The sequence below is a fragment of the Kosakonia sp. AG348 genome (genome assembly GCF_003337365.1).
GTDB lineage: Bacteria > Pseudomonadota > Gammaproteobacteria > Enterobacterales > Enterobacteriaceae > Kosakonia.
Genome location: NZ_QPJR01000006.1, coordinates 151,052 through 177,825, shown reverse-complemented (window position 1 = coordinate 177,825; position 26,774 = coordinate 151,052). Strand labels below are relative to the sequence as shown.

The 26,774-nt window shown below is 54.3% G+C and carries 22 protein-coding genes; 7 read left to right on the top strand and 15 right to left on the bottom strand.

The features are described 5' to 3' along the window. Window positions 1-29 precede the first annotated feature (29 nt). Together DFO56_RS16045 and DFO56_RS16040 are read right to left on the bottom strand one after the other, a co-directional pair. Window positions 30-719: a YafY family protein gene (locus DFO56_RS16045; protein WP_045509259.1), complete on the bottom strand. Its 690-nt coding sequence runs from the start codon at window positions 717-719 to the stop codon at window positions 30-32. Between the two features lie 51 nt (window positions 720-770). Further along, window positions 771-1,136: a VOC family protein gene (locus DFO56_RS16040; RefSeq protein ID WP_020456751.1), complete on the bottom strand. Its 366-nt coding sequence runs from the start codon at window positions 1,134-1,136 to the stop codon at window positions 771-773. Between the two features lie 247 nt (window positions 1,137-1,383). On the opposite strand from DFO56_RS16040, the gene DFO56_RS16035 reads away from it, so the two are divergent. From DFO56_RS16035 to DFO56_RS16015, 5 genes are all read left to right on the top strand, one after another. Further along, window positions 1,384-2,064 carry an ABC transporter ATP-binding protein gene (locus DFO56_RS16035; protein ID WP_045509262.1) on the top strand — a complete coding sequence of 227 codons (681 nt, stop codon included), beginning with the start codon at window positions 1,384-1,386 and terminating at the stop codon, window positions 2,062-2,064. A gap of 12 nt (window positions 2,065-2,076) precedes the next feature. Then, complete coding sequence (locus DFO56_RS16030) at window positions 2,077-3,474, top strand: ABC transporter permease (protein WP_045509265.1); 1,398 nt, start codon at window positions 2,077-2,079, stop codon at window positions 3,472-3,474. A 35-nt stretch (window positions 3,475-3,509) separates the two neighbouring features. Then, the gene (locus tag DFO56_RS16025; protein ID WP_020456748.1) at window positions 3,510-4,301 is read left to right on the top strand and encodes an outer membrane lipoprotein-sorting protein; all 792 of its coding nucleotides are present in this window, start codon (window positions 3,510-3,512) and stop codon (window positions 4,299-4,301) included. Next, window positions 4,298-5,572 carry a hypothetical protein gene (locus tag DFO56_RS16020; protein ID WP_045509268.1) on the top strand — a complete coding sequence of 425 codons (1,275 nt, stop codon included), beginning with the start codon at window positions 4,298-4,300 and terminating at the stop codon, window positions 5,570-5,572. Before DFO56_RS16025 ends, DFO56_RS16020 begins: the two co-directional genes overlap by 4 nt. 280 nt (window positions 5,573-5,852) lie before the next feature. Next, window positions 5,853-6,536 (top strand): response regulator transcription factor, encoded by a 684-nt coding sequence (locus tag DFO56_RS16015; RefSeq protein WP_020456746.1) that lies wholly within the window; start codon window positions 5,853-5,855, stop codon window positions 6,534-6,536. A 96-nt stretch (window positions 6,537-6,632) separates the two neighbouring features. Here the strand turns inward: DFO56_RS16015 and DFO56_RS16010 are convergent, their stop codons facing one another. The 8 genes from DFO56_RS16010 to queA form a co-directional block, all read right to left on the bottom strand. After that, window positions 6,633-8,531, bottom strand: coding sequence for an ATP-binding protein (locus tag DFO56_RS16010; protein ID WP_233500407.1), 1,899 nt, complete (start codon window positions 8,529-8,531; stop codon window positions 6,633-6,635). 81 nt (window positions 8,532-8,612) lie between these two features. Then, window positions 8,613-9,338 (bottom strand): Hpt domain-containing protein, encoded by a 726-nt coding sequence (locus DFO56_RS16005; RefSeq protein WP_045509271.1) that lies wholly within the window; start codon window positions 9,336-9,338, stop codon window positions 8,613-8,615. A 16-nt stretch (window positions 9,339-9,354) separates the two neighbouring features. Next, window positions 9,355-9,987, bottom strand: a complete 633-nt coding sequence (locus tag DFO56_RS16000; protein WP_045509274.1) for a response regulator — start codon at window positions 9,985-9,987, stop codon at window positions 9,355-9,357. Between the two features lie 232 nt (window positions 9,988-10,219). Continuing rightward, a complete protein-coding gene (gene secF, locus DFO56_RS15995; protein WP_020456742.1) occupies window positions 10,220-11,191 on the bottom strand; it encodes a protein translocase subunit SecF in 972 nt (323 codons plus the stop codon). A gap of 10 nt (window positions 11,192-11,201) precedes the next feature. After that, window positions 11,202-13,049, bottom strand: coding sequence for a protein translocase subunit SecD (gene secD / locus DFO56_RS15990; RefSeq protein ID WP_071925261.1), 1,848 nt, complete (start codon window positions 13,047-13,049; stop codon window positions 11,202-11,204). A 27-nt stretch (window positions 13,050-13,076) separates the two neighbouring features. Beyond that, window positions 13,077-13,409 carry a preprotein translocase subunit YajC gene (gene yajC, locus DFO56_RS15985; protein WP_020456740.1) on the bottom strand — a complete coding sequence of 111 codons (333 nt, stop codon included), beginning with the start codon at window positions 13,407-13,409 and terminating at the stop codon, window positions 13,077-13,079. Window positions 13,410-13,430: 21 nt separating this feature from the next. Then, complete coding sequence (gene tgt, locus DFO56_RS15980) at window positions 13,431-14,558, bottom strand: tRNA guanosine(34) transglycosylase Tgt (protein WP_045509277.1); 1,128 nt, start codon at window positions 14,556-14,558, stop codon at window positions 13,431-13,433. 164 nt (window positions 14,559-14,722) lie between these two features. After that, window positions 14,723-15,787, bottom strand: coding sequence for a tRNA preQ1(34) S-adenosylmethionine ribosyltransferase-isomerase QueA (gene queA, locus DFO56_RS15975; protein WP_045509280.1), 1,065 nt, complete (start codon window positions 15,785-15,787; stop codon window positions 14,723-14,725). A 92-nt stretch (window positions 15,788-15,879) separates the two neighbouring features. Here queA and acpH point away from each other — a divergent pair, with 92 nt between their 5' ends. Both acpH and DFO56_RS15965 read left to right on the top strand, forming a co-directional pair. Next, entirely contained in the window at window positions 15,880-16,461 is a 582-nt protein-coding gene (acpH, locus tag DFO56_RS15970; RefSeq protein WP_045509283.1) for an ACP phosphodiesterase, read from the top strand. 168 nt (window positions 16,462-16,629) lie between these two features. Further along, window positions 16,630-17,232 (top strand): peroxiredoxin C, encoded by a 603-nt coding sequence (locus DFO56_RS15965; protein WP_017458841.1) that lies wholly within the window; start codon window positions 16,630-16,632, stop codon window positions 17,230-17,232. Between the two features lie 203 nt (window positions 17,233-17,435). Here the strand turns inward: DFO56_RS15965 and DFO56_RS15960 are convergent, their stop codons facing one another. The 5 genes from DFO56_RS15960 to brnQ all read right to left on the bottom strand — a co-directional run bounded on the left by DFO56_RS15960 (window position 17,436) and on the right by brnQ (window position 26,578). Beyond that, the gene (locus tag DFO56_RS15960; protein WP_045509285.1) at window positions 17,436-18,815 is read right to left on the bottom strand and encodes a DUF3999 family protein; all 1,380 of its coding nucleotides are present in this window, start codon (window positions 18,813-18,815) and stop codon (window positions 17,436-17,438) included. Beyond that, the gene (locus DFO56_RS15955; protein WP_045509288.1) at window positions 18,815-21,520 is read right to left on the bottom strand and encodes a DUF2339 domain-containing protein; all 2,706 of its coding nucleotides are present in this window, start codon (window positions 21,518-21,520) and stop codon (window positions 18,815-18,817) included. Before DFO56_RS15955 ends, DFO56_RS15960 begins: the two co-directional genes overlap by 1 nt. 57 nt (window positions 21,521-21,577) lie before the next feature. After that, the gene (malZ, locus tag DFO56_RS15950; RefSeq protein ID WP_045509292.1) at window positions 21,578-23,395 is read right to left on the bottom strand and encodes a maltodextrin glucosidase; all 1,818 of its coding nucleotides are present in this window, start codon (window positions 23,393-23,395) and stop codon (window positions 21,578-21,580) included. Between the two features lie 427 nt (window positions 23,396-23,822). Then, window positions 23,823-25,175, bottom strand: a complete 1,353-nt coding sequence (gene proY / locus DFO56_RS15945; RefSeq protein WP_045509295.1) for a proline-specific permease ProY — start codon at window positions 25,173-25,175, stop codon at window positions 23,823-23,825. An 83-nt stretch (window positions 25,176-25,258) separates the two neighbouring features. Next, complete coding sequence (brnQ, locus tag DFO56_RS15940; RefSeq protein WP_044489577.1) at window positions 25,259-26,578, bottom strand: branched-chain amino acid transporter carrier protein BrnQ; 1,320 nt, start codon at window positions 26,576-26,578, stop codon at window positions 25,259-25,261. Window positions 26,579-26,774 lie beyond the last annotated feature (196 nt).

Below are 26,774 nucleotides of genomic sequence, written 5' to 3'. Positions count from 1 at the left end.
TTGCAAAAGCCGACCTATGGTCGGCTTTTTTATTGAAAGCGCGCTTTCTGCAGGTTAACGAAATCCTGCATCGTTCTGTCCGCGCGTTCCGTAAATGTCTTGCCTGTAAAAGCGACCGACGTGCAGCGATCGAGACGAAAACAACGATAGTCATCGCGTAACGTACACCACGACACCAGTACCCACACGCTTCCCATAAACGACAACCCTAACGGATGGATCACCCGCTCCGAGGCTTTTCCTTTGTCGTCTTCATAATGCAGATGCAGCTCCTGATGCAGCCGCATCGCCTGGTGCATCACATCAAACCAGACGCGTACCTGCGGGTATTTATCAAAATTGGGTGAAACGATGCGGTTGCGTTCAGCCGTAATGCGCTTGTCGTAGGGTAGCACTGCCAAAAGTTTTTCCTGCGCCGAACCGGCAGCCTGTGCCAGCGTATCGCCGCTCCAGGTTTGTAACATGCCGATAGCGGCAATTAATGCTTCAACTTCCAGACCGGTAAACATTAACGGCGGCAAATCGAAACCGGGCAGCAAACGGTAGCCACTACCCGCTTCGCCCTGAATCGGTACGCCGGAGAGCGACAAATCGCGAATGTCGCGGTAGATGGTGCGTTCAGAAACCTCCAGCCGCTCGGCCAGTAGCGCCGCGGTCACGCGACGTCGGGTACGCAAAACCTGAACTATCTGAAACAATCGATCAGCACGGCGGCTCATAACTTATCCGGTTGAGGAAAAGCCCGCACTTTCAGCGCGGGCATCAGTGGTTCATGCAGGTTGATGCAGTCCAACCCGGTTACCCTCACTGTCAATAATCAGGGCAATAGTACCAATGCCCTGCGGCAATACTTCCGGGCCAAAACAGCATTCACCGCCCTTTTCACGCACGCGCTCCAGCGCAGCCGCGAGGTTTGCCGTCGCCAGGTAAACCACTGTACCACCGCTTACCGGCTGGAACATTGGTCCTTTTACCAGCGCACCGCCGGTGGCAGGTTTGACATGGGGAAATACCGCCATTTCGATACCGGCTACGCTCTCATGGCGAAACTGACCGCCCAATACATGCTCATAAAACGCTACCGCACGATCCAGTTGCTGTACCGGCAATTCAAACCAATTCACTAATGTGTTCATGCTCTGTTCCTCTGCGTTAAAAAAATCAACACAGCGAGTCTGCCAGAGGGCTACTGACAGCATATTGTCAGTAGGGATCGTCTTACTATTTTCCGTTCCGCCGCGATAATTATCCGAAAAATATAATTAATCAAAGCATTAATGAGCAGGCTATATATTCAAAGCCAAATGATATCTATAAACTCCGCCCCCTGCCGTAATGGGTAGTCGACCCAAACAGGAATTACACGCTAAGGAACAGGGAACGATGTGGGCAGTTGAAATGCAGGCCGTCAGTAAAAGTTATTTGTTAGGACAGGTTCGTGTTGATGCATTAAAAGAGGTGACGCTCAACATTGCAGCAAAACGGTTTACCGTATTATCCGGTCAGTCCGGCAGTGGCAAAACGACGCTACTGAACTTAATCGGCGGCATCGATACGCCCGACAGTGGCCGTCTGGTGATTGCCGATCGCGAAATGAACAGCCTCAATGACGACCAGTGCAGCGCTTTTCGCGCCCGTAACCTTGGATTTATCTTTCAGAACTTCAATCTTATCCCGGTGCTGACCGCACGTGAAAATGTCGAAATTCCACTTCTCGCACAGCATCGAACGGCGGCCTGGCGCAAACAGGCGGTCAACGACATGCTCGAGAGCGTCGGCCTTGGCGATAAAGCCGATTCATTGCCGAACCAGCTCTCTGGCGGGCAGCGCCAGCGCGTCGCCATCGCCCGGGCGCTTATTCACCGCCCAGCGCTGGTGGTGGCCGACGAACCCACGGCGAATCTTGACAGCAAAACCGGCAAATCCATTTTACAGCTGTTACGGCGTTTGCAGCAGGAGCATGCCGTCACGGTGGTGTTCTCTTCCCACGATCCGCAGGTGATTGCCGAGGCCGATGACCTGTATGTCGTCCACGATGGCAGTGTGAACGGCCCGGGGGCTTGATAAGGAGAGAACATGCTGAAACTAAAAACGCTGAAACACGCGCTGCGCAACCTTCTGCGTAACCGTCGCCGTACCTTATCAACGCTTTGCGCCATCGTGGTTGGCGCCGTCGGTATTCTGCTGTTTGGCGGTTATAACCACTCGATCAAATACAGTTTGCAAACGACTTTTGTGCGTAGCACCGGTCATCTGCAAATCCAGCATCGGGATTATTTACTGCACGGTACGGGAAACCCGGCGCAATACAGCATCCGCCATTACCAGAAAGTGATGGATATCATTGCCCACGATCCGGTACTGCAACCAATGCTCACCGTCAGCACACCAGTGCTCATGCTGACAGGCATCGCCGGGCATTACGCGGTCGGGACGTCACGTCCGGCACTTATTTACGGCAGTGAAGCCGCAGGAAAAGTACAACTGAACAAATGGGACGAATACCATCTCGGGGATTTCCTGCAAAACCGCCAGATATACTCTGGTGCCGCAGCGGATTCGGCATTTATTGGCGGAGGTCTGGCGCGTTTGCTGCAACTGTGCAACCTCGCCAGAAACCAGCCTTGCAGTGCTCCACCAGCCAAAGAGAACCACGCCGCCGATCTCCCAAGCGATCTTTTGCAACTGTCACAACAAGCGCGGCAGGCACACGCTGCGGACAGTGATAATTACATCGAACTGCTGGCGGCTTCCGGTAACGGTGCGCCAAATATTGTGCGCGTTAAAGTGGAAGGGATTCAGCCGCAACCCGCTCGCGAGCTGGATGATAGCTTCGTCGGCATCCACCTGCACCAGGCGCAACAACTGCTGTTTGGTCAGGAGACGCCAGGCGTGACGGCAATCATCCTGCAACTGCACAGCACCTCGCAACTGGCGGCAGCGCGAGCGCGTCTCCAGCAGCTTTTTACCAGCGAACTCGCGGATTACCCACTGGCAGTATACGACTTCACCGAGCTACAACCGTTGTATAACCAGGTGCTGAAAATGTTCGCCAATATGCTCAATTTCATGCTGGTTCTTATCCTCGCCATCGCATTATTTACCGTAACTAACACCATGGGAATGGCGGTAATGGAGCGCACGGTGGAGATTGGTACGCTGCGTGCTGTCGGGCAGAAACGGCGTGATATCCAGCGCCTGTTCCTCAGCGAAGGCTCGCTCCTGGGGATGTTTGGCTCGATTATCGGGGTCATCGTCTCTTTATTGCTGGCGTTTCTGATTAATCACGCCGGGCTTACCTGGCAGCCTCCTGGCGTGACAGTGCCAATCAGGATCCATATCAGTGTGTGGAGAGAGTGGACAATGATTAGCAGCGTGGTCGGTGTGTTGTTGCTAATAACCGTGATTTCATCGTGGTGGCCTGCACGCCGCGCGGCGAATGTCTCGATCGTTGAGGCGCTGCGCCATATCTGACTCCTGCCCTTCATCTATTAACAAGGAAGAACGTCATGCAATTGCAAAAGAAACCACTGGCACCATTGTGCCTGGTGTGGCTCCTGTTGGCCGCTATGCCAGCAAGTGCCGCGCTTGATGCGCAACAAATTCTGAAAAAAAGCGACGAGGTGCGTAACCCGGATCGCTCCTTTAGCCTGGTCACAACGCTCATTAGCTATAAAAACGGCAAGCAGAACGACACCAGCAAACTGGTACTTTACTCGCGCGCATCGCCGAATGGCGGCCAATTCCGCAGCCTGCTGCGCTTTATCAGCCCGCAACGCGATGCGGGTAAATTGACCCTGAAAAGCGGTCGCGATCTCTGGCTTTATGACCCGGCAAGCCAGGCGAGTGTGCCAATTTCCCCGCAACAGCGCCTGTTGGGGCAAGCGTCTAACGGCGATGTCGTAACAGCAAACTGGGCTGAAGATTACAAGGCAAGCCTGCTGGCGGAAGAGCAGATCATGGATGGTGAAAAGCAAATGCGCGACTGCTACCACTTGCATTTGGTCGCCACCAATCCGGACGCGCCGTACCCTTCGATGGATCTTTGGGTCGATAAAAACGATTTCAAAAGCCGTAAAGCGGAGTTTTACGCCGTTAATGGCAACCTGCTGAAAACGACCTGGTATCGTCGCTACGAACCCGCGCTGGGCGGTGTGCGTCCCACCGAGGCGGTGATCATAGATGGCGTCAACGCCCAGCTTGTTACTGTTCTGCGCCAGCAGAATTTTGCCTGGCGGGATGTTCCGGAAGCGTGGCTACAACGCGATTATCTGGCGCACTTTAAGGATACAGATCAATGAAGGCAACGCGCGCGCACTTAAGCTGGTTCATCGCACTCGGCGCGCTGTGCAACGCCTCTGCCAGCGCACAGCAGGACAGCACCATGGCGGCGCTAGAACTGGCTGATAAAACCGAGTTTACCGCCGTGGAAAACAAGGCGCTGAGTGCACTACTCGAAATTGCCGGTAGCCTGAACGAAAACAGCGCCAAAGAACAACGCGTGTCACTGGATATGCGCTGGGACAAAAACCTGTTACGCAACTGGCGGGTTGTACTTTCGAACCGCTTCGACAGCCGTTTCTCCAGCCACTTGCGCCAAAACCGCAATATCAATACGTTGCGTGAAGCCTGGCTTAGCCATGCGCTGACCTCTCAGGCTTCCATCGATGTCGGGCGCATTAACACCCGTTATGGCGTTGCGCTGGGCTATAACCCTACCGACTTTCTTGGTCGTGGTACGGTGCGTTCAGCCATTTCGGCCGATCCGGAGTCGTTGCGCAGTAACCGTCTGGGCAATGCGATGATCCGTTTGCAAAAGTTTTGGGACAAGGCGGCTGCAACGGTGATCTGGTCGCCAAAAATCAGTGCCAGCCGGCGGCAGAACAGCGCCAGCCTGGACTGGAATGCCAGTAATCCCCGGGAACGCGTCTTGCTGGCGGGAAGCTATCGTTTTGCCGAAAACCTTAATCCGCAATTGTTGCTGCTGCAGGAAGAACACCGCTCTGCACAGTTGGGCGTAAATCTTTCGCGGGTGCTGTCGCGCTCCGCGCTGGTCTATGCTGAATGGGCGGGAGGACGCCAGCCCTTCAACTGGCAGGAAGCGCTGCCCGAAAGCCAGTGGGATACGTCGTGGCGTAACCGTGCAGCCGTTGGTTTAACCTGGACTGGCGAGAACCATTTAACTCTGCGCCTGGAGGGCCACTATAACGGCAGTGCCGACAGCAAAAAGGCCATCTCCGCACTTCGTGCCGCGCCCCCTTATATTGCCGCGCAGAGTGCCGCCGCTCCCGCAGACAGCACAGCGCAGCTAGCACAAGACGGGCTGACACCACGCCGTGGTGCACTATTTCAGGCATACTGGAAAGACATCGCCGACCAGTATGATTTCAATCTGATTTGGCAGCGGGATTTGCAGCGCCAGAAAAATATGGGATTTGTGGAGCTAAGGCGTCACCTGAATTCGGTGGATATCGCCCTTCAGTGGCAAAAAATCTACCGCGCTGAGGTGAAAAAGACTTATAGCGTGCAGCCAGACAGGCGCTGGCAACTCTCCGTGGATTACTATTTTTAAACTGCGTGATATTGCCGGGGGCATCATCAATCCCCTACCCACAATGACAATACGAATAACCTGACTCATCACCTCAACAATTGTTGAATGGGAATCTATCCATTTCAGGAATATAACGAGCAGCCCTGAAAATAACGTTGACGGTTTATTTATCACATCTTACAAACCAGGCTTAAATATAATGGTCATTTTTCTTACTGGTCAGATAGAAAACAGGAATAGAACATCGTATCTTCTCTATCCCGCTTACATTCCTCAGGCAGGTTTAGGAGGTTAATCTATGTCCATTAATATTTTAATTGTGGATGAGCATGCAATTATACGTCGGGGAATGACCTCGATGATTAACTCACTAAAAAACAGCAATCTTAATACCGATAAACTTGATATCGACGTTATCGGTGATACCAATGAGCAAACAGAGCTTCTTGATATTCTCGCCAGTAAAAAAGTGGATCTTCTCTTTCTGGGTTATGGCCTGCACACCATTAAAACCGGTAACCCTGTGTCGGAGCTCGATGGCGTTGCGCTGGTGAAATGGATTTCAAGCCGTTATCCCAATACAAAAACCATCGTTTTATCCCCTTATAACAATACGAATCTTATTCGTATTGCGCTGGAGGCGGGTGCCAAAGGCTATATCAGCCGTAACACCAGCGAACGAACGCTCTGGCGTGCCATTACTACCGTGCTGATGGACGAAGTCTATATTGAACGAGGGCTAATGGATTCACTTTTCCGCCGCGATGCGCTGGCACCGCAGGAATTATCCACGCGCGAAAGTGAGGTTTTACGCTTACTATGCCGCGGGCTTTCGTTAACAACGATTTCCAAACGCATGAATATCAGTATTAAAACAGTCAGCGCACATAAACTCCGCGCCATGGGAAAATTAAATGTGCGAACGGATTGCCAGCTTTACTGCTTATTATTTCAGACGCGGATGTTTGATATCGCCATGTAAATCGCCGTCCCGCATTTAATCTATTACCCGGTAAATGAAAAGGCCTCTGTATATTCCCACTCAGGCCTTTATGTAGAACTTTAAAATTATCACCGGTTATTTAATCCATTTATTGATAACTTCCTGACTGCAAGGCTTGAACAAACAGCCATCCATTCCTGCCGCGATGCACTGTTCAACAACCTCGGCTTGCGCAATGGCGGTAAACCCCAACAGGGTTGCACGCGCCTCTGCGGAGCGCAGCTCTTCCGCGCGTATCAGCTTTGCAAGCGTGAAACCATCCATCACCGGCATGTTGCAATCAATCAGTATGTAATCGTAATTGCGGGTCATCAGCCAAAGGGTTAGCGCTTCTTCTCCATTCGTTGCTTCGCTGACCTGATGACCGAGAAATTCGAGTTGATGACGCAACAACATAAGGTTCGGCGGATAATCATCAACAATGAGTACCCGTTTAACGCCAGAAGATGAGCGCCTTACTGGCGCAATCGACACGAGCTCAGCGGGATTTATCGCCACAGCAGGCAGGCGCAGGCGCACATGGACCGCAGTACCTACGCCAGGAGTACTTTCCAGCGTTAATTCGCCTTTCATCAGTTCACACAGGGTACGGCAGATAAACAGCCCCAGCCCTGAGCCGAGCCGCGAGGCGTCTTTATCGGAACCCAACTGGGTGAAGGGTTTAAAAAGTCTTTTTTGGTCTTCGGGCGTAATCCCGATGCCGGTGTCTTTAACGGTCAGCGAAACCGCAATCATCCCCTCAACAGCCGGTTCATGTTTTAGAATGACCTCTATTGAACCTTTGCGAGTAAATTTAACCGCATTACTTAGCAAGTTAGAAAGGATCTGTTTATAACGATGAGGGTCAATTTTTAGCAGACACCGATCGCCACCTTCGACGTGCATATTAATAGTTAGCTGTTTTTGATCGGTCGCCTCTTTGAATAACAGCGCCACCGAGCGTGTCAACGCAATCAGCTCCTCTTTTCGCGGCGCTATTGCCATACGGCCCGATTCAATCCGTGAAATATCCAGGATATCCCCCACGACAGCGAGTAAATTTTTTGCGGCATCGTGCGCAACTTCCAGCATGGGCTGTGACTGTTGCGCCAGCACATTCTGTTTAATTTGCAGTTCCAGAATGCCCAGGATTGCGTTTAACGGCGTGCGAATTTCATGACTCATCACCGAGAGAAAATTCGTCTTCGCCCGGTTTGCCGCTACGGCTTCATCCCTCGCTTCATTCAATTGCTGAATAAATTCCTGCCGCTCGGTCATGTCTATCCAGCCACTTAAAACACCATTGTTTCTGCCATCGCTCCCGTGAAAAGGAATGATCCAGTAAAAAACAGTGCGTGATTGCGCAGAGTGGTTAAACATCAGCAACCTGTCACGCATGTGCGGGACACCTGTGGTAATCACCCGTTGATAGTCCCGGTGAAACTCGCGGATCATGAAATCCGGCAAAGGCAAAACATCGACGGTTTTCCCATACACCTCTTCGCGCGGGACGTTCATCTCTTCCAGATAGCGGCTATTACAACTGACAAGCTCCCCGCGCAGATTACGCACCGCAACCGGCCAGGGGACGGAAAACATCATATTGCTCATGCAGGAGAGTTGCTCTTTAAGCCGCTGCTGCATACGTATGCGCTGGTTGACCTGGCGTCTGAGCGAAATAATCCACAGCATCGAGATGACAACAATCGCCAACATCATCAGGCTAATGACCTTGATATGACGACGCCCGCCCTGCCAGAACACGCTCTTTTGCGCAGCAAACCCAGCATTATTCACCGGAAACGTGTTCACGACTGCCGACCCGACAGGAGGCGTTGCTTGAGCTATTTGCTTTTCTGCCGCTCTGCTGCCGGAAATATCGGCTGTATAAAAAGCGATATTTGTCGGACGAGCATTAACTACGAGGCAGCAAGTAAAGAGGAGCGATAATAAAAAGATGCACCACTTAATACGGTGAAAAATAAAAGAAGACATTCGCTTTTCCCGTTTGCAATTGCTGGTCGATGCAATATGTAAAACCTATTAATAATTCGACGCGAGCATACTCACAGTAAATCAACCAAATAATAAAACCAGTTGCTTATAATCTTTAAACATGAGCGAAATAAAACGCTGACGCATTTTAGAAATACTCCCTTGATTTATAACTCCCTCATTAATCAACTTCGGCAATTGTTCCATCACAATGCAGCAGCGTATCGCCCGGCGCATTCCCAAAAGATACCAGGAAGATTTCATTCGGTGGGCAAGCCTGGCGATCTGAAGAAGTGTTCCAGCCCGCGCGATGATTTCGAGTTGTTGAATATCACTGGCCAACGCTTGCAAAAGTTTAGGGAGCATTGCATCAATGACTGTCTGCTGATGATTCGCCAGCTTATGTAATTCATGCAGTTCCGGTTGTGCCATATCCCTCGATTGAGATACGCAGCGTAAGCGCGCTTCAGATAAAGGAAAATACAAAATATGATCGAAACCTTTCAGACGCAGCATTGATTCTGTTTCCGCCTGTTCATCGTCTGTGCAGGCCAGTAATAACGGAGGTAGTGTTAATTCTCCTGCCAGTTCCGCTGCGAGTAGCTTCTCAACTAACGTAACACCTGAATTTGCATTCTCGCTTAAATCGACCAGTAGCGCGTGCCAGACGTGACGGGAAAGCGCATCATGCGCATCGCTTATATTCACAGTAGCGATATTTAAATCACTGCAAAAACGCAGCTGTTGGGCGAGAGTGCGCTGCTGTTCAGCACTGTACGTCGCAAGTAGTGTCTGCATTCCATGCATAACAAACTCCGTGTTGTTAACTTGTTAATCCAATTTGCTGTAAGTATTGATAGAGTTCGTACTCGGAGGTGACACCCAGTTTACGCATGGCACTTTTTTTCTGTGCGCTGACGGTTTGTTTCGTCCTGTTAAGCCGGGTACTGATATCGTTCACTGTCATACCGCGCAGTAACAGGCGCAGCACCTCATTCTCTTTTGGCGTTAGCCTCACCTCAAGTTGCGCTACAGCGTCCAATTGCGGCGTATTCGTTTTTGGGGAAATAGCAGGCGAGGTGAGCGCTTGCAATGTCTGTAATAGCTTTGTCGACAAACTGGCTTTATTTAATACTCTGTGCACTCCGAGACGGAGTAACGAGTGCTGAATTCCGGGGTTATTGATCATCGAAACGACAATTATCAGCAAATCTGGCCAGCGTCTTTTTAATAATTGAATGAGCGCCAGACCATCGTTGTATCGTTCTCCGGGCATGCTGAGATCGGTTATCAGAATATCGGTTGCGTGCTGCTCCAGCTTTGCCACAACTTCATCGGCGGTCCTGGCTTCATCAATAATGAGGTATTGCGCGGAAAGTGGTGCGAGCAACGTTCGCATCCCCATTAAATAAATAGGGTGATCATCAGCAATCAACACTTTTTTAGGTTTCAACACGCTTACAAATCTCTGGTCACAGCCATAGCATTACGAGTTCTCGCACTTTAACAAAAAAAATGGCAATGCAGAATGAATATTGAATAAAGGAAAGGCGCTCACATTTTATAAAAATAAAAAAAGCAGATTAATATCTTTAATAAATAAACACTCTTTTATTATAAATAGAAAAAATACTACAGATAAAAAAAACCGCAGCACATGGCTGCGGTTTGTTCTGTGCAACGAATGATTACGGCAGAATAGACGGCTGATCCGCCCCTTCTTTTTCCACTTTCTGCTGCAGTAAATGCTCGCGCTTCATCCCCATTTTCAGCGCCAGAGCAGACGCGACATAGATAGACGAAGCCGTACCGATGGAAACACCGATAAGCATAGTCAGTGAGAAGCCCTTCAGCATCGCGCCGCCAAAGAGATAAAGCATCAAAATCACGACTAACGTCGTACCGGACGTGATCAACGTACGGTGCAATGTTTGCGTCAGAGAGATGTTAAAGATCTCGTATGGCGTACCGCGGCGGATCTTGCGGAAGTTCTCACGAATACGGTCAGATACCACGATGCTGTCGTTAAGCGAGTAACCAATTACCGACATCAGCGACGCCACGATGGTCAGGTCAATCTCAATCTGGAACAGCGAGAGTACGCCCATCGTGATAATAACGTCGTGCGCCAGCGCGATAACCACGCCCGCCGCCAGACGCCACTCAAAGCGGAAACCGACATAAACCAGAATACTGATCAACGCGACCAGCAGCGCCATCCCACCGGTCTGCGCCAGATCAGCGCCCACGCTCGGACCGACAAACTCAATACGTTTTACAGCGGCATTCTGGCTGGTCGCTTCGTTAATCACGCTAACGACTTTACTTCCCAGCACCTGGCCACCGGTTTCGCCCTGAGCAGGCGGCATACGTACCATGATGTCGCGGCTGCTACCGAAGTTTTGCAGCAGCGGCTCCTGGAAGCCCGCTTTCTCCAGCGCGTCACGCATCAAATCCATATCCGCTGGTTTTTCCAGCGAGATTTCGATAACCGTACCACCGGTAAAATCCAGGCCCCAGTTAAAGCCGCGAACGCCCATCACAACGATGGAGAGGATCAGCAGCGCGCCGGAAATGATAAAAGCCCAGTTGTCCCAGCGCATAAAGTCCCAGACTTTACGGCCGTGGTTCAATTGTTCAACAGTATAATCCTGTGCCACAACGCACTCCTCAGATAGACAGCTTGTTAATGCGTTTGCCGCCGTACAACAGGTTGACGATGGCACGGGTACCGACAATAGCGGTGAACATTGAGGTCGCCACACCGATACCGGTAGTGATCGCAAACCCTTTAATTGAACCAGTACCTACCGCGTAAAGGATAAGCACTTTGATCAACGTGGTGACGTTCGCATCGAAAATGGATGAAAACGCGCCCTGATAACCTTCATGAATCGCCTGCTGCACCGAACGGCCATTGCTCAGCTCTTCTTTAATACGTTCGTTTATCAAGACGTTAGCATCCACCGCCACCGCAAGGGTTAACACGATACCCGCAATCCCGGGCATCGTCAGCGTTGCGCCAGGCAACAGAGACATAATGCCGACAATTAACACCAGGTTGGCAATCAGCGCGGACGTGGCGATCAGACCAAACTTCTTATAGAAGAAGATCATAAAGATGATCGAAACCACCAGACCTGCCAGGCACGCTTCCAGACCCTGCGTGATGTTCTGCGAACCAAGCGTTGGGCCAATGGTGCGTTCTTCAACAATCTGAATCGGCGCAATCAGCGCACCGGCACGCAGCAGTAGGGAGAGCTGGCGCGCTTCGTTCGGGTTGCTGATACCGGTAATACGGAAGCTGTTGCCGAGGCGAGACTGGATATTGGCGATGTTAATCACCTCTTCCTGTTTCACCAGCACCGCACGTCCGTTGGCATCTTTTTTACCGCTGTCTTTGTACTCCACAAACAAGGTCGCCATCGGTTTACCGATATTGTCCTTAGTGAAGTTAGACATGATGTTGCCACCCGCGCTATCCAGTGAAATGTTAACCTGCGGTTGGTTGTACTCATCCTGGCTGGACGTGGAGTCGGTGATATGGTCACCGGTCAGGATCACGCGTTTGTACAGCACAACGGGCTGACCTTCGCGCGTCTGTTTCACTTCGGAGTCACCCGGTACGCGGCCAGCGGCGGCGGCGGAAGCATCCACACTGCTGTTAACGAGGCGGAATTCCAGCGTCGCAGTGGCGCCCAGAATCTCTTTCGCACGCGCGGTATCCTGAATCCCCGGCAGCTCAACCACGATACGGTCAGCGCCCTGGCGCTGTACCAGTGGCTCAGCCACGCCCAGTTGGTTTACACGGTTACGCAGGATATTGATGTTCTGCTGAACGGCATATTCGCGGGCTTCGCTCAGACGAGCATCGCTCATCACGGCGCGCAGTACGTTGTCGCCCTGATTGGAGATAACGAGATCGCGGTGGCGGGCTGTCAGGTAAGCATTCGCCTGATCGCGCGCCGCGCTGTCGCGGAACTGAATACTCAGGCCATAGTTATCTTCCTTACGCACGGTGGTGTAAGGAATGCCTTTGTCGCGCAGATCGCTGCGCAGGCTGTCCATGTTTTGTTCCTGCAGTTTACTGAGCGCTGTTTGCATATCCACTTCCATCAGGAAGTGCACACCGCCGCGCAGATCGAGACCGAGTTTCATCGGTTCGGCTTTAATGGCGGTCAACCAGCGTGGTGTTGCCGGAGCAAGGTTAAGCGCGACAACATACTGATCGCCTAATGCGCTGACCAGCACTTCACGGGCGCGCAGCTGCGTATCAGTAGAATCGAAGCGAGCAAGAATCGCGCCCTCTTCCAGTGCCACAGACTTCGCGTTGATTTTTTCTTTTTGTAGATCGTTCTGGACCTGGATCAGCGTTTGCTCACTGGCGGCGACACCGCGCACGCCAGTGATCTGAACAGCCGGATCCTCACCATACAGGTTGGGAAGTGCGTAAAGCAGGCCGACGATAATGACGACGACCAGCATAATGTACTTCCACAAAGGATAACGGTTTAACACGGCAGTTCCCTTTGGGAAAACAATAGATTACAGCGCCTTCATCGTGCCTTTCGGCAGAACGGCAGCTACGAAGTCACGTTTGATTACCACTTCAGTGGTGTCGTTCAGTGCGATAGCAATGTAGCCAGTGTCTGCTACTTTGGTCACGCGGCCGATCAGACCACCATTGGTCAGCACTTCATCACCTTTGGCGATGGAGTCCATCAGCTTTTTATGCTCTTTCGTGCGTTTTTGCTGCGGGCGCAGGATCATGAAGTAAAAAATCAGACCGAACACCACCAACATCGGAATCAACGTCCACTGGCTTTGGGCTGCCGGTGCGCCTGCTGCTGCTACCGCATCAGAAATAAAAAAGCTCATTCAAATTCCCTCATTATTAAATTAATCAACGTTCAAAGGTGGTACAGACCGCCCCTGACGCTGGTAAAAATCCGCGACGAAGCTCTCTAATTTACCCTCTTCGATAGCCTTGCGTAAACCAGCCATTAAACGCTGATAATACCGCAGGTTATGAATGGTATTGAGACGCGCGCCCAATATTTCGTTGCAACGGTCGAGATGATGCAAGTAAGCAAGAGAATAATTGCGACAGGTATAGCAATCACACTCGCTATCAAGCGGGCCGGTATCGCTTTTATATTTCGCGTTACGGATTTTCACCACGCCATTGGTCACAAACAGGTGACCGTTACGGGCGTTGCGCGTCGGCATCACGCAGTCAAACATATCAATGCCGCGTCGCACGCCTTCAACCAAATCTTCTGGTTTACCGACGCCCATCAGGTATCGTGGTTTGTCTGCGGGGATTTGCGGGCAGACATGCTCCAGAATACGGTGCATATCTTCTTTCGGCTCGCCCACAGCCAGACCGCCGACAGCGTAGCCATCAAAGCCAATCTCTACCAGACCTTTGACCGAGATATCGCGTAAATCTTCGTAAACGCTGCCCTGAATAATACCGAACAGCGCGTTTTTGTTACCCAGCCCATCAAAACGCTCACGGCTGCGTTTCGCCCAGCGCAGGGACATCTCCATAGAGCGTTTCGCGTAATCCCAGTCCGCCGGATACGGCGTACATTCGTCGAAGATCATCACGATATCGGAACCGAGATCGTACTGAATCTCCATCGATTTTTCGGGATCGAGGAAAATAGGATCGCCGTTGATCGGGTTACGGAAGTGCACGCCCGCTTCGGTGATCTTGCGGATGTCGCCAAGGCTGAACACCTGGAAACCGCCGGAATCGGTAAGGATTGGGCCTTTCCACTGCATAAAGTCGTGCAGATCGCCGTGCAGCTTCATGATCTCCTGACCCGGGCGCAGCCACAGGTGGAAGGTGTTGCCAAGGATAATCTGCGCGCCGGTGGCTTCAACTTCTTCCGGCGTTATCCCTTTTACGGTGCCGTAAGTGCCTACAGGCATAAACGCGGGCGTTTCAACCACGCCGCGATCAAACACCAGACGACCGCGGCGGGCGCGTCCGTCAGTGGTATCCAGTTCAAATTTCATTTCTTCTCCAGCATCAGAGAAACAGTCTGATGATAACTATCCCGTTGCGGAATCACTCCACAACTTCGAATTAACCAATACGCACTCAAGGCGTATTGGCGCAGCCAGATTGGACACGCACAGCGTGCAGCAACCGGAGCGTACACGCAGTACGTATCGCGTTGTTAAGGACGCTCTAAAATGGCTTGCGGATTGTACGTGATAAACATCGCATCCCCGTAACTAAAAAAGCGATATTTCTCTGCAACTGCGGCGCGGTACGCATTCATGGTGTGTTGATACCCGGCGAAGGCGGAAACCAGCATGATCAGCGTCGATTCCGGCAAATGGAAGTTGGTGACCAGCGCATCAATCACCCGGTACTGGTAACCCGGATAAATGAAAATCTGCGTATCGCCGAAGAACGGCTCGATCAGATCTTTTTTTGCTGCCTGCGCGGCGCTTTCCAGCGAACGCACGGACGTGGTTCCCACGGCGACAACCCGATTACCGCGCGCTTTTGCCGCCAGCACCGCATCAACAACCTCCTGCGGCACTTCGGCGTATTCGGAATGCATAATGTGGTCTTCAATGCTGTCTACGCGCACCGGCTGGAAAGTTCCCGCCCCCACATGCAGCGTCACAAACGCCATCTCGATGCCTTTATTACGCAGACGTTCCAGAAGCGGTTCATCAAAATGCAACCCTGCCGTCGGTGCGGCCACCGCGCCAGGCTTCTCGCTGTACACGGTCTGGTAGAGTTCACGGTCCGCGTCTTCATCCGGGCGGTCAATATAGGGCGGCAGCGGCATATGGCCGATTGCGTTAAGGATATCCAGCACCGGGCGTTCGTCGTGAAACTCGACTTCGAACAGCGCGTCATGGCGCGCCACCATCGTCGCCTGAATATCTTCCGCATCACCCAGCAGCAGTTCCGCGCCCGGTTTCGGCGCTTTGGATGCGCGAATATGTGCCAGAATACGTTTATCGTCGAGCATACGCTCAACCAGTACCTCAATCTTGCCGCCGCTGGCTTTACGGCCGAACAGGCGTGCAGGAATTACGCGGGTGTTATTAAACACCAGCAGATCGCCGGGGTTGAGCTTGTCGAGCAAATCGGTGAAAGTACCGTGCGTCAGCGCGCCTGTTGGGCCATCCAGCGACAGCAAGCGGCAACTGCTGCGCTCAGGCTGCGGATAGTGGGCAATCAGGGATTCGGGCAATTCAAAGGAAAAATCGGCAACGCGCATGACACTAACTCGATACATATTTAAGAGGCGGGTAGTCTAGTGCCCACGCCCCTTCGCTGCAACCGTTAGCCGCTTTTGGACAAACAATAAGCATGAATTTTTTAGCACACCTGCACTTAGCCCATCTTGCCGACAGTTCCCTGCCCGGCAACCTGCTGGCGGATTTTGTTCGCGGCAACCCACAAGACCTCTACCCGATGGAGATCGTTGACGGGATCCAGATGCATCGCCGTATCGACGTCATGACCGACAACCTGCCGGAAGTCAAAACCGCCCGCGAGTGGTTCCGCCCGGAAACCCGCCGGGTTGCGCCGATCACGCTGGATGTGATGTGGGATCACTTCCTCTCCCGCCACTGGGCGCAAATCTCGCCGGATTTCCCGCTGGAGGATTTTGTTCGCTACGCCCGTGCGCAGGTGGCGACGATCCTGCCTGATTCTCCGCCGCGATTTGTTAATTTGAACAATTACCTTTGGTCAGAGCGCTGGCTGGAGCGCTACCGCGAGATGGCCTTTATCCAGAATGTGCTTAACGGCATGGCGAACCGTCGCCCGCGGCTGGACGCACTGCGTGACTCCTGGCAGGATCTGGACGCCAACTACGCCGCACTGGAGTCGCAATTCTGGGCGTTCTATCCGCGCATGATGGCGCAGGCCAAAGATCAACAGCTTTAACGCTTGCACTGTGTGGGCATTACGCTATTTTGGAAAGCGTTATTGCAGAAGCAATCGATAGATAAAACCTATACCAGCGATTGTCAGTGGCGCTTTGAGCTACCCTACCCCTCTCCCTATACTGGCCCGCGTTGCGTTCTATTAACCTTGTAAATCACAGGAGTACATATGGTACTGGTTACTCGTCAGGCACCGGATTTTACTGCCGCAGCCGTTCTGGGCAGCGGTGAAATTGTTGAAAATTTCAACTTCAAACAGCACACCAACGGTAAAGCGACCGTGCTGTTCTTCTGGCCGATGGACTTCACCTTCGTTTGCCCGTCTGAACTGATCGCTTTTGACAAACGTTACGAAGAGTTCAAAAGCCGCGGTGTGGAAGTGGTTGGTGTCTCTTTCGACTCCGAGTTTGTTCACAACGCATGGCGTAACACGCCGGTTGAGAAAGGCGGTATCGGCGCGGTGAAATACGCGATGGTCGCTGACATCAAACGTGAAATTCAGCAGGCTTACGGTATCGAGCATCCGGACGCGGGCGTTGCCCTGCGTGGTTCTTTCCTGATCGACAAAAACGGCATCGTGCGCCACCAGGTCGTCAATGACCTGCCGCTGGGCCGTAACATCGATGAAATGCTGCGCATGGTTGACGCGCTGCAGTTCCACGAAGAGCACGGCGAAGTGTGCCCGGCTCAGTGGGAAAAAGGTAAAGAAGGGATGAACGCCTCTCCGGACGGCGTGGCAAAATACCTGAGCGAAAACGTCTCCAGCCTGTAATTAGCTGCATTGATAAAGGCCCGCACTGCGGGCCTTTTTTATGGAAAGCTGAAAACAACGCCCGGTGGGCGTCGTCGTCAACAAGTTTGGGTCGGCCTTATTGTCTTTGGATAGCAAACCAGCCCTATGGGCCGCGGCTGCTTGTTAAGTTCCGGCACAGCGTTCAGGGGCGAAACCAATACCCCCCCTTAACAAGCGGATCGCTATTCGCGTGTCTTTACTTCACGCCAGATACGCAGAGCCATCCATACCAGCACCGCAACCCCCAACAGTAAGACACCCCACACCAGCAAAGCTTTCCACGTCTGCTGGCGATCTGCTGGTGATGTTGCCGTTAGCCGTTCCTCGCCGCCAAGCGCCACCCGATCCTGCACCTGCACTTCCGGTATCGCCGTAAGATCGAGCTGTTTACGCAACGCTTCCGGGATCAGGCCTTCCATTGTCACCGCAGCAGGCGCCGCTGCACGGTTACCCCACGCCAGCATAAACGGGCCCTTGCCCTGCGCATTAAAGACCAGCGATTGTCGGTCGCGGCTGCCGGTCACCTGCGGCAATGCTTCGGGTAAACGGGCATCAAGCGTGGTGATGCGCACCGCCTGCACGACATCTCCTGGCAGGCTGAGCGGCGCGGAAACACGCCCATTAAGCGCCCACAGCACCGTTTTACTTAACGGTTTCCACTCGCCATTGGCGCTGCTACGCCAGTCAATCGCCACCGGCAACACGCCCTCTTCAGCAAGCCTCACCGATAGCGCGCTTAATGGCTGCGGTTGCGTCCACTGATACTGCGCTTCGGTTGGGGAAATCCGTTGTTCGCGGCCTGCCATTTCCACCTGTTCCAGCGGTGTTGGCTCACTACCAGGCCGCGCGGTGACCTGCGTAATCGTCACTGGCAGGTTCGGAGTATCAAACACCATCAGCAAATAACGTACACCATCGGCAGGCATCGGCTGGTCGAGGTTAATCTGATCGAGCGTCAACCGATCGCTGCCGCTCGCCAGCTCCATCACCGGTATGTCTTGCTGCAATGTCGTCCAGTTGCGCATATCGCTGCTGAAAAAGAGCGTCACTTTGCCACGCCAGTTTTTTACGGGCTCCGACCAGGCCAGTTTCAGTTGCGCGAGAGTGAAGTTTTCCGGCGTATTTTCCGGGAACGCCAGCAAATAGCTCTGCCCGACCACCTCGTCGGGCTCGCCTTCAATACGAATATCGACGCCGGAGGAGGAGTGCAAACGCACCACATTCTGCCCTTCTGTGCCAGTGTCAACTGGCGACGTATCCAGCGGGAACACGCGCAGCGCAACAGGCTCTGGCGCACGCGCGGTGGCACGCTGTGTTTCCAGCGTAAACGGCACACGCTCGCCATCGTGGTTAAACACCCGCACATCACGCAGATCCGGCCAGACGCTCTGCGCGTAAGTTTCCTGCGGCGGATCGACGCGATACCAGGATGCCGGTTGCGGTAGATCGAGTGTCGCGCCAAACGCGTAATCCTGCGGTGAATCCGGAACAGCTTCACTGCTTATCGCCGCGCCTGCAGTTGTCACCAGTGCGGCCAGTAGTAATCCATGCCACTTTTTCATTACTCTTCTCCCTTGTCCTCTTCCCGCACGGCTTTTGGCGGCAGGGGTGAAAAATACCCCACAATCAGCACCAGAACCGCCACGCCAATAAAGGCAATTGCTCGCGAAAGCCCACCGCCGCCGGCGCTGTCAACCAGCATTAATTTGAGCAGCACCACGCCCAGCAACACACTGCCGCACAACCACTGCTGGCGCGTATGCTGACGGGTGGCGCGGATCATCACCACCAGCGCGATCAGCATCCAGTACAGCGCAAAGCTGGTCTGAATCAATCGCGACTGCCACAGGCTTTCACTCTCCCAAGCCACGTCGCCGTAATAAGCCAGCAGGCGCAGTAACACACCGTTTAGCCACCAGAAACCAAGCGCCGCCAGCACCCACGGGCGCGCACGCCAGAGTTGCGGTGCAATGGCCGGATAGTGCGCTTCGGCAAAGCGGCTGTACAGCCAGACGCCGAGCAGTGCAAACGCCGCTCCCTCTTCCAGCGGGTTAATAATTGGCAGATAGGTCATGCCCATCACCACCCCGTCGCTCAGATTGGCATACACCAGCAAACACAGCAGCACAGGAACCAGCGGTAATAATCCCAGCGCGCCATACAGCGCGGGCCAGACGCGCCACGGCCAGAACTGACGGCGAATAGCCGCCAGTGCCAACGCAATCACCACACCACCCGCCGCCATGGGCAGCCCGAGCTGCCAGGGTTCGTTCCCCCACGCCAGCCCATCGACGAACCACCACAGCTCAGTACCTGCCGCCAGTAGCAACATCCATAACAACGCGATATGCAGCCCCTGCGACACCCGCGCGGGTATCGTTTCTTTCTCGCGATAAAGCAGCAGGAACGCGGCAGGCAGCGCAACACACCAGGCCAGATTCGGCCAGCCCGCTGCCAGCAGATGCCCTTGGGTCATAATCTGCCAGACCAGCATGACTGCCATTCCTGGCCATAACAGCCAGCGGGCGTAACCCAGTTCCGGCCACGACCAGCGCAAGCTGCCCGCACGCCATAACCATACGGAAAGCGCCAGCAATGTCAGCACGCCAAACCCGTTGTCGACAGAGGTTGGCAGCGCAGCCTGAGACGCCCCGCCGAGCGCAACGACCCAAAACACGATGCCGCCCACCAGCAATAGCCAGCTTCCCTCTCGCCGCAGACCACGCCACAACCAGGAGGCTGCCAGCCAGCATGCGCTGAGCACGGCGAAGATCAGCAACGTCGACACGGCGTTAATGCCGTCCGCCGCCGCCCACAGCGCGCTGCACAACGCCAGCAGCAGTAAGGCGCTGCCGCTGTAGCTCATGCGGCGCAGATTTTGCTGCGCGCCGAGCCACAAAATCCCCAGCCCTTCCAGCGCCCATGCCATCGCCGTCCAGCGCGCCGACAGCGCCAGCGGAATGGCGAGCGTGGCAAACGCGCCGCCGAGCGCCAGCGCCGCCAGTACCAGCGGTTTTGCGGTCGCCGGGAAGCGTTTAAGTGCCAGCACCGCCAGCGCCAGGTAGAAAAGACCAAAGCCCAGTGCGCTAAATGCCGGGCCATAATGCCAGTGTTGCGTGATGGCGTACTGCATGCCAAAACCTGCCAGCGGCGGGGCAAAGAGTAAAACGCCATCAATAATGCGCTCGCCCCGGCGCTGTGCGCGCAGCGAAAGCGCCACGCTGAGTACACCGAAGATGAGAATGTTAGCCATCAGGAACAGCTGGCAACTGAGGTAGAATTCCGGGCGATAATTATCCATTCCCCACAGCCCGGCAACGCCGAAAGTGAAGACCATGCCGAGCAGGTTCAATTCGCGCCAGTGCTGCCAGATACTGATGGCGAGAATGCCCACCGACAGCAGCAGGTAAAACGAGAACAACGCGACATGGCTGCCGCCGCCGGTAGAGAGCAGGATCGGCGCGAGATAGCCGCCAAGGCTTGCCAGCAACGCCAGGCTCAGCGCTTTTTGCAGTACCGCCAGGCCAACGCTCGCCGTACAGATAACAATTAACAGCACAAAGGCCAGCGTCATCGGCAGCATCTGCCATAAGCGAAACGCGCCAAAGACGGTGAGATAGAGTGCGCCAACCGCGCCGCCTTGCAGTATCAGGGCAAAGACCGTCTGTTTATGTCGCAGCCGCCAGCCAAGCCCGAGCAGCACAATCGCCACCAGCGCGACAGCGGCCAGCCGCAGTTCCAGCGGGAACAACGCATATTCCACGGTGTAGCGCAGCAGGAAGGAGAGGCCGATAAACAGCAGGATAACGCCCAGTTTTGCCAGCGGGTTGCCCTGCATAAACCAGCGCACCAGCGACGTTACCATTCCCCACGATGCGGTTTCCGGCGTTTTTGTCGTTACGGCAGGTTCGTCAATAGCAGGCGCGGACATAACCGGCGCAGGTGTTTCGGTTTTGCGTCCCCACGGGTTTTCCGCTGGCGCGGTCGGTTCGACTTTTCGCCCCCACGGGTTTTCTACCGGCGTAACGGGTTGAGGGATTTCAACCGGTTCAATGGGATGCGCAATTTCAGCCGCCGCCACTGGCGTTGGTTCACGGCTTTCCGGCGTCGCCGAAAACTGCCGTTCCAGTATGCTCAGCCGCTGACGCAGTTGTTGCAGTTCATTCTGGGTGGCAATGCTGCGCCGCCAGGCGGTGATAGCCACAATGGGCACCACCACCAGTGCCAGAAACAGCACCACCACGCCAAAGAGTAAAAGACCATCCATGTACTATCGCCTTCGCTAAAGGGGAGACGTAATGCCCGCCCCTTTTCGCGTGGCGATTCAGGCGGCGGACCAGACAGATGCGCTAATGGCTGAAAGCGTCAGCACATCATCCTGTAGCGTACCTGTACCTTCCTGAAGCCGCCAGCTTTTCCCCCGTAACAGCGGTGAATCCTCCAGCACAACTTCACAGGCTTCTCCGCGGTTAATGGCGACCATAACCCGTTGCTGACGGTAAACGCGCAAAAATACCAGCACATTGTCGTGCGCGTAAATCACCAGACAGCCGCCGTAGCGCAACGCTTGTGAACGTGAACGCAACTTCGCCATACGCTGATAAAGCGCCAGCAGTTTGCCATCCTGGCGCTTTTTGTCCCACGGGAACGGCTTGCGGCAAAACGGATCGTTAGCGCCATCCAGCCCCACTTCGTCGCCGTAATAAATGCACGGCGTACCCGGCCAGCTAAACAGCCAGACCACCGCCAACGGTAAGCGCGCAATGTCATTGCCGAGCACGGTTTTAAAGCGCGGCGTATCGTGGCTGTCGAGCTGGTTAAACATGCGTAATTGCTGCTGATGCGACAGCCCCGCGCGGTAGTTATCCATCCATGCCGCACAGGTTTGCGCATCGATTTTTTGCGGATCATAAGAGAGATCGGTCTTCGCCAGAAAAGCCCACACCGGCAGGGTAAAACCGCGATAGTTCATTGCCGCGTCTTCAGCATCTGCCTGCAACCACTGGCGTGCATCGCCAAAATGTTCGCCAAAGACATACGCCTGCTGCTGAGTCTCTTTCGCCGCCTGTGTAATGCCCGTGACATGGCGCAAATTGTTACGCGCCCCGCCATCTTCGCCCAGCATATGCACCACATCCAGCCGCCAGCCATCCATCTGCCACGGCGCTTTCAGCCAGTGGCGCACCACGCTCTCTTCGCCCTGATAAATTTCATCAACTAACGCGGGCGACTGGTAATCGAGTTTCGGCAGGCTCGCATAGCCCAGCCAGTCGCGGGCGTGGCCGTTCTCATCAAAACTGAACCAGCTACGCCAGCGTGAGTCCGGGTTGTGACAGGCTCCGCCCGTTGCACGGTTGTGCCGGTCGAACCAGGCGTGGGAATCACCGGTGTGATTAAAGACGCCATCCAGAATCAGCTTCATGCCTGCTTCGCGCGTGTTGTGCCGCAGGCGCAGCAACGCCTCATCACCGCCAAACTGCGGGTCAACATGGCGATAATCTTCGGTGTCATATTTATGTACGCTGGGGGCGACAAATACCGGGTTAAGGTACAGCGCGGTGACGCCGAGCTTTTTCAGGTACGGTAGTTTCTCGCTGATGCCGTCAAGATCGCCGCCATAAAAGGTCGAACCGCCCGCTTCGCCAGTCAGTGGATCGTCCCATTCACGCATGACGATCGGCTGCCCGGCCGCATCGTGATGATAGATTTTGTCTTGATCTTCGCCGCGCGGCAGGCTGCGGGCAAAGCGATCCGGGAAAATCTGGTAGAACACCTGATCCGCCACCCATTGCGGCCCGCTGTCCGGCACATCAATGGCGAACAGCTCAAGCCGCGCGGGTGGAAAGTGGCTAAAGCCCTGCGGGGTAAACCAGAGCTGGCGGTTTTCCCATAGCAGCTTAAAGCTGTAGCGACGACGCGGCTGCCCGCTCGTCACATCAATCGCGGCACGCCAGACAGTCACACCATCGGCTGTTGGTTTGCGCGCGCGATGCATCACCACCGGCGTCTCTTCGTTATCGATTTCCGTCCGCAGCGTCACCCGCTCCGGCAGCGAGGTACCGGTTAGCCAAAGGCTAATAACTAATTGATCCTGGTTCTGTTTCACAAACGGCGCGACGGGCAAATGCCATGCATTCAACATCAAAAAATCCCCTTTGCTCAAAATGACGCCACTCTTCCACAGCGATTCTCGCCCTGCCTCCTTCTTTCCGCTTTTTTCCGGGGGTGAGAGAGAGGGCGCAGATGGAATTTGGCGAGAGGGTCGCCAGCCCTCACCGTGCGGCAGCCCGGAATCGCAGACAGACGCGCTTGTATCTTGATAAAAACTATAGATGAATAAGTGAGTTAAACTGAACAGCCACGCTGAGCCGGGAGAGAGAAAGGCCTTTTATGGCGTTTGAAAGAAGAGCGCGGAGACCGCAGAGAGGCTAATGAATTCGCGGCTGCGTCATTGATACCGGCGCAAACCATCCTGCTTCAGGGAGAAAAATAACGGCCGCCAGTAACATCATCACCAGCGGCACAAGCGCTGCCGGATAAGCATACCGCTTATCCGGCACGGTTGGTTATCAGGCTTTGCGGCGTTTAAACATCCAGCCAATCAGCAGCAGCACAATCCACGCGAAACCGACATACAGCGAGATGCGGGTGTCCGGGTGCCAGCCAATCAGCGCGATAATAAACACGAGGAAAATCAGCCCGGCAACGGTAGTGGCCACACCGCCCGGGACTTTGAATTTCAGCGCTTTCACTTCATCAGCGGAGAGGCGGCGACGGAAACCAATCTGCGAGAGCAGGATCATGATCCACACCCACACCGTGGCGAAGGTCGCCAGCGAAGCAATCACCAGGAAGACATTTTCCGGCATGATGTAGTTCAGATAGACCGCCAGCAGCAGCGCGACCGTCATCACCATTACCGTTACCCACGGAATACCGCGGCGCGAGGTTTTGGCGAACATCTTCGGCGCGCTTCCCTGCTCGGCCATGCCGTGCAGCATACGCCCGACACCAAACACGTCGCTGTTGATAGCGGAAAGCGAGGCGGTCAGTACCACAAAGTTAAGAATGCTGGCGGCAAAGGTGATGCCCATATGCTGGAAGGTCAGCACAAACGGGCTGCCGTCTGTTCCTACCTGGTTCCACGGATAAATGGACATAATCACGAACAGCGTCCCGACGTAGAACACCAGTATGCGCAGCGGCACTGAATTAATGGCGCGCGGGATCGACTTTTCCGGATCTTTCGCTTCACCGGCGGTGATACCGATGATTTCAATACCGCCGTAGGCGAACATCACCATTTGCAGCGCCATCACCGTGCCGAGCCAGCCATTGCTGAAGAAGCCGCCTTGGCTCCACAAGTTGCTGATGCCGGTCGGTTCGCCACCGTTGCCAATGCCCCAGATGATGATGCCGAAACCGGCGACAATCATGATGATGATCGTGGCGACTTTGAAGAACGAGAACCAGAATTCCAGTTCGCCGAACACCTTCACGCTCATCAGGTTAATGGCGCAGATAATCAGCACCACGCTCAACACCCAAATCCAGTGCGGCACCGTCGGGAACCAGACGCCCATATAGATGCCGAAAGCGGTCACATCGGCAATGGCGACAATCAGGATTTCAAAACAGTAGGTCCAGCCGGTGATATAACCAGCCAGCGGGCCGAGGTTTTCCTGCGCGTAGCGAGAGAAGGAGCTGGCAGAAGGGTTATGCACGGACATTTCGCCCAGCGCACGCATAATGATATACGCGGCGACACCGCCAATAATGTAAGCCAGCAGCACGCTTGGCCCGGCCATTTTGATGGCGTCTGCGGAGCCGTAAAACAGCCCGGTGCCAATCGCTGAACCCAGCGCCATAAAGCGAATGTGGCGGGTGCTTAGCCCACGCTTCAGCTTATTAGTACTTTCCATCGTTTCCACTGCCATTATTCAACACAAAAATAAAAAACCACGGAGCGCGTACCCCGTGGTTAAACAAACCGTGTTTGCTGCTGTTAATGCGCGCTGGAAGTCACTTGCCGTCCGGCGGCGCGATCCCAGATTGCGGCCAGAATCACCATCACCAGACCCGGCATCAACCAGGCCAGTCCCTGCTCCGCCAGCGGCAAGCGCTGTGTCCAGGCAGGAAGGTGTTCAGCAAACGCGGAGGCTTTCACGCCGTCAAGGATACCAAAAAGCAGGCTGATAAACATGGTCGGTGCGATAACGCGTGTTGAACTGTTCCAGAAGGAGCGGGTAAAACTCAGCACCACCAGTACGATACAGGGCGGGTAGATCATCGTCAGCACCGGAATCGAAATCTGAATCAGGTGGCTCAACCCGAGGTTGGACACCGCCATCGAGAAGATACCCAGAATAAACACCAGCGCACGATAAGAGAGCGGCAGATACTGCGCGAAAAACTCGGCACAGGCGCAGGTCAGGCCAACCGCCGTCACCAGGCAGGCGATGAAAATCAGCGCCGCCAGCAGGAAGCTGCCCGCACCGCCGAAAGTGTGCTGAACGTAAGCATGCAGAATGGCGGCACCGTTGGCAGACTGATCAACCAGCGAAGAGCTGTCTGAACCCAGGTGGAACAGCGCCAGATAAAGCAGCGTCAGACCCACGCCCGCCATCAGGCCAGCCCAAACGGTGTAACGGGTCAGCAGACGCGCTTCGGTCACGCCGCGCGAACGCGCCGCGTTGACAATCACAATGCCGAAAACCATCGCACCCAGGGTGTCCATCGTCAGGTAGCCGTTGACGAAACCGTTGGAGAAAGAGGCGTTCTGGTAGGCGTCCAGCGCATGGCTGATGGAACCCGCCGGCCAGACAATCGCGGCGATCGAGAGGATAGTCAGCGCGATGATTTTCAACGGGGCAAGGAAGTTACCCACGGTATCAAGCAGTTTGCCCGGATAGAGCGACACCAGGATCACCAGCGCGAAGTAAACCACGCTGTAAATCAGCAGCGGCATTGCGCCTTCGCCAGTCAGCGGTGCAATCCCGACTTCAAACGAGACGGTTGCCGTACGCGGCGTCGCAAACAGTGGCCCAACTGCCAGATAGCAAACCGTCGCCAGCAGAACACCCGCCACTTTACCAATCGGCGTGCTCAGGCTATCGACGCCACCACCCACTTTCGCCAGCGCGACAACGGTGAGCACCGGCAAACCCACAGCGGTAATCAGAAAGCCAAACGCCGCCGTCCAGACGTGTTCACCCGCCTGTAAGCCGACCATCGGAGGAAAAATGATGTTACCTGCGCCTACGAAGAGGGCAAAGGTCATAAAGCCCAGAGCGACTATGTCTCGTGGTTTTAAGTGATGGGTCATAAGTTTTACTGCCTGTGGATGTGGTGTCGTAAAGTGATGAATTATTGGCCTTTCCCGACCGAACAATAAAACGCCAATTGCGTGAAAAATCAGCGGGAAATGCTTTATGTACAACGTGGCGAAGAATAGTTTTTCGATTTACCACGTAAACACAGTCGGTCTGACAATGTATGGGGCGCAATTTAAACGCTTATAA